The organism is Nostoc sp. CALU 1950, from assembly GCF_051172895.1.
GTDB lineage: Bacteria > Cyanobacteriota > Cyanobacteriia > Cyanobacteriales > Nostocaceae > Nostoc > Nostoc edaphicum_A.
Genome location: NZ_JBDNJQ010000315.1, coordinates 1 through 3,189, shown reverse-complemented (window position 1 = coordinate 3,189; position 3,189 = coordinate 1). Strand labels below are relative to the sequence as shown.

Below are 3,189 nucleotides of genomic sequence, written 5' to 3'. Positions count from 1 at the left end.
CGCCTCCTATTCTTCTAGAATGACTGGTATTTTCTTTTCTTGCAAGTCCCTTAGCTGTTTGCTTATCAAGAAGCGACAAAAAGCGATCAAATCCATCAAGCTGTTCAACTCGATCAATTGAATCTCCAGTAAATAGTACAATGTTTGGGTTAAGTTTATTAACTTGTTCGGCGATCCGTTGTGCCCGATTATTAAATTGTTTGAGATGGAGATCGCTGATTTGGACAATTTTAAAACTATTCTTGTTAGAAGTGATTTGTTGATTTAGTTGATGACGTGTGACGACGAAACGATTCGGCTCAATGATCAAAGCATATAGAACCAGTAAACAAAAGCTAACACTGATAGTGAGTAGAATAAATAGGCACTTTCTTCTCTTCTTTTTTGCCAGCATTAGTTTAAGTTTTCTAAAATTATCTGAAAATAATACAGGATATAGTTGCACATCCCCTAGTGGTAGAGCAAACTTCCGTGTAGCTGTGGATTCAAAAACTACACATCGCTCTAAAAGCGAAACTCAGTCCATCGCCTAAGACCAATCGATTTTCTCTCTTACTGCCGAAAGTCCTTCTAATGTGAGCTATTGCAGTGGTGTGTTGGGGGAAATCTAGCGCGGAGATTCAGTTTGGGAGCTTTTGTGTTAGAAAAGCTACTACTGAGGGAAAATGTAAAACAAGATCCTGTGTTGGAGACAGTGGCCGTAATTGCTACAAATTACAGAATTACACAACAAAAGTGGCAACATATATATGAATATATAATTCTTACGAGATGTATTAGCTTTCCGGCTTTTGTGAATGATAATCAGTTTATTAAAGCTCCTGAAAAAAACTTCAGTAGCCATTTTTGTCTTAACTCTATCAAACCCCAACGCCCTAGCCTTTTCTGACACCCAAAGCTATTGGGCAAAACATTGTATCCAACAACTAAAAGAGCGTAAACTAATTACAGGCTACCCTGATGGTAGTTTTCGCCCAGAAACAACAGTGACACGCGCCCAAGCAGCAGTGTTAATGCTAAATGCTTTTCCTGATTCACCAGTGAAACGTACATCTGCGTCTTTTAAAGATGTACCTGCTGATTATTGGGCAAATAAAGCAATTTCTACCGCTTACCAAAAAGGATTTTTTTCTGGTTATCCGGGTGGTATTTTCCAGCCAAACCAACCAATTCCTCGTGCCCAAATCATTGGTGTTGTAGCTGGGGGGAAAAATTACAGCCCTTTACCTAGCCCAATGCAGACATTACAACAATATTTTAACGATGCGGGGCAAATACCTAACTATGCCCAAAATGCGATCGCATCAGCCACGATTAATAGTATTGTTGTCAATTATCCCAATGTCAAACAGTTAAAACCACTACAAAGCGCGACTAGAGGGGAAGTTGCGGCTTTAATGTGTCGGGCGCTAAATATTTACACGGTTCCCCCACAATATATTGCTGGAGTCGAAGTAGACAGCCAAGAAATACGTCCTTTACCAGGAAAACTTGATATTATTCCCACCTTCAACAGTAATAGTCCTGAACTGGTGACAACTGAAGGAATTTTACTATCAACTTTTCCCCCAGATGGGAAACAAGTACATGAAGCACATTTAAATTATCCCTTTGAAGGCAGATTTGACATATTTGCTCATCATATCGTCAGGGCAGAAACACCAGCCCAAAGCCGCACTGTATACCAAGGGATAATTGTACATAATCCGGGAAATGAACCTGTGATAGTGCAAGTATTACTTGCAGCTAGTTACCTTACCAAAGAAGCACAATTTATTGCTTTAGCTGATATGGTTGAAAATCCCCAAGGTACAGTTTACTCTGGGCCAGGCGATCGCACAATGAATGATGTACTGCGGGGAGTTCGGCAAGAGATTTTTCCCGAAAAGCTGGTGATAGAACCGAAAGAAACTAAAATCTTAGCAAATTTACCAATACCAGTACAGGCTCCTTCTTCTAACGGTCGTAGTACGATGATGCGCTTGACAAGTAGTAGTCCAGTTTATATCGCAAATTTAGTCAAAAATAGTAATATTTCACCTACTTTAGGCGAGTGGCAAGAGCTTTTGGATACAGGTAGTTTAGCAGGAAAGCGTGACCCCATTCCAACACCTCTTGACCCTCCTAGAGAACCAACGGTATTTAGTCGCGTCGCTGGTGTATCTCAAGGAACGCAATGGAAAACACAGATTACGGGCAATCCCAATGTTTCCGAGTTAACAATACCCTCACCAGGAAAGGCATTTTCCTATCCTTTGGGAACTGTACATTTAATTACTCTTAGCACTGGACAAATTCAAAGTGCAGCAATGTTAAAACGTTATCCTGATACGGCCTACTTTGCTCACAGTAACTATGGTGTTGAGTACAATCTAACTTTGCCTCTAAGAAATATTACGAATGAAACCCAGACTATAACTGTGTCAATACAGACTCCTGTGAAGGATGAAGGGGGAACAGATAGACTGCTATTTTTAAAACCACGTGTAGAACAAATATTCTTTCGGGGAACGGTGCGGGTTCGTTACATCGATGATAATGGTGTGGAAAAGACGCGCTATGTGCATTTGGTACAGCGTCGGGGACAAAGGGGCGAACCATTGGTGACACTGAAGATATTGGCGAGTGAAAAGCGACAAGTACAGATAGACTTTTTGTATCCTCCAGATTCTACGCCACCACAGGTTTTGACGGTGAGAACAAAGAGGTGATTTAGGATCAAGTCTCGTGCTTTACGCAAAAAAAAACGAATAGTCTTGAAGTTGGCATTACAAAGGATAGAGGTCAGCATCAGCTAGCTTATTACAGACGGCATCCGCTTCTCTACTGTCTACCTCCGATTTTCCTCGATTGGGCTAGGACTTACAGATAGGGAGCGATCGCACCCAGCCCATAGCCCCGCTTGCGAGAGCAATGCTTGCGGCGGGCTATTCGGTGTCGCATTTTCACCTCCACCAACAAATAATAATAACCAAAACCTGTATATGTACTAAGATGCTCTTGGGAGCTATTTCTCCTTCTCTTTTGCAGAATTATTGCCAAATTTCACCATGATGAATAACTGGTTTGACACAGCTCGATTGGGGATGTTTATTCATTGGGGACATAGTTCTCAAATGGGATGTGAGTTATCTTGGGAGCATCCACTTTTGGAAGAAACACCTAATCAGACAGCAAGTAAACCATTAA

At 41.2% G+C, this 3,189-nt stretch carries 4 protein-coding genes; 2 read left to right on the top strand and 2 right to left on the bottom strand.

Translation table 11 applies throughout. The annotated features are described in order from the left end of the window. The coding region (locus tag ABF638_RS37370) for a metallophosphoesterase (RefSeq protein ID WP_435027782.1) at positions 1-445 on the bottom strand (445 nt) is incomplete at its 3' end. Between the two features lie 352 nt (positions 446-797). Here ABF638_RS37370 and ABF638_RS37365 point away from each other — a divergent pair. Then, entirely contained in the window at positions 798-2,711 is a 1,914-nt protein-coding gene (locus ABF638_RS37365; protein WP_435027781.1) for a DUF3370 family protein, read from the top strand. A 151-nt stretch (positions 2,712-2,862) separates the two neighbouring features. On the opposite strand, the gene ABF638_RS37360 is transcribed toward ABF638_RS37365, so the two are convergent. Beyond that, the gene (locus tag ABF638_RS37360) at positions 2,863-3,042 is read right to left on the bottom strand and encodes a hypothetical protein (RefSeq protein ID WP_435027780.1); all 180 of its coding nucleotides are present in this window, start codon (positions 3,040-3,042) and stop codon (positions 2,863-2,865) included. An 8-nt stretch (positions 3,043-3,050) separates the two neighbouring features. On the opposite strand from ABF638_RS37360, the gene ABF638_RS37355 reads away from it, so the two are divergent. Then, positions 3,051-3,189: alpha-L-fucosidase (locus ABF638_RS37355; protein ID WP_435027783.1), on the top strand; the 139-nt coding region annotated here is incomplete at its 3' end.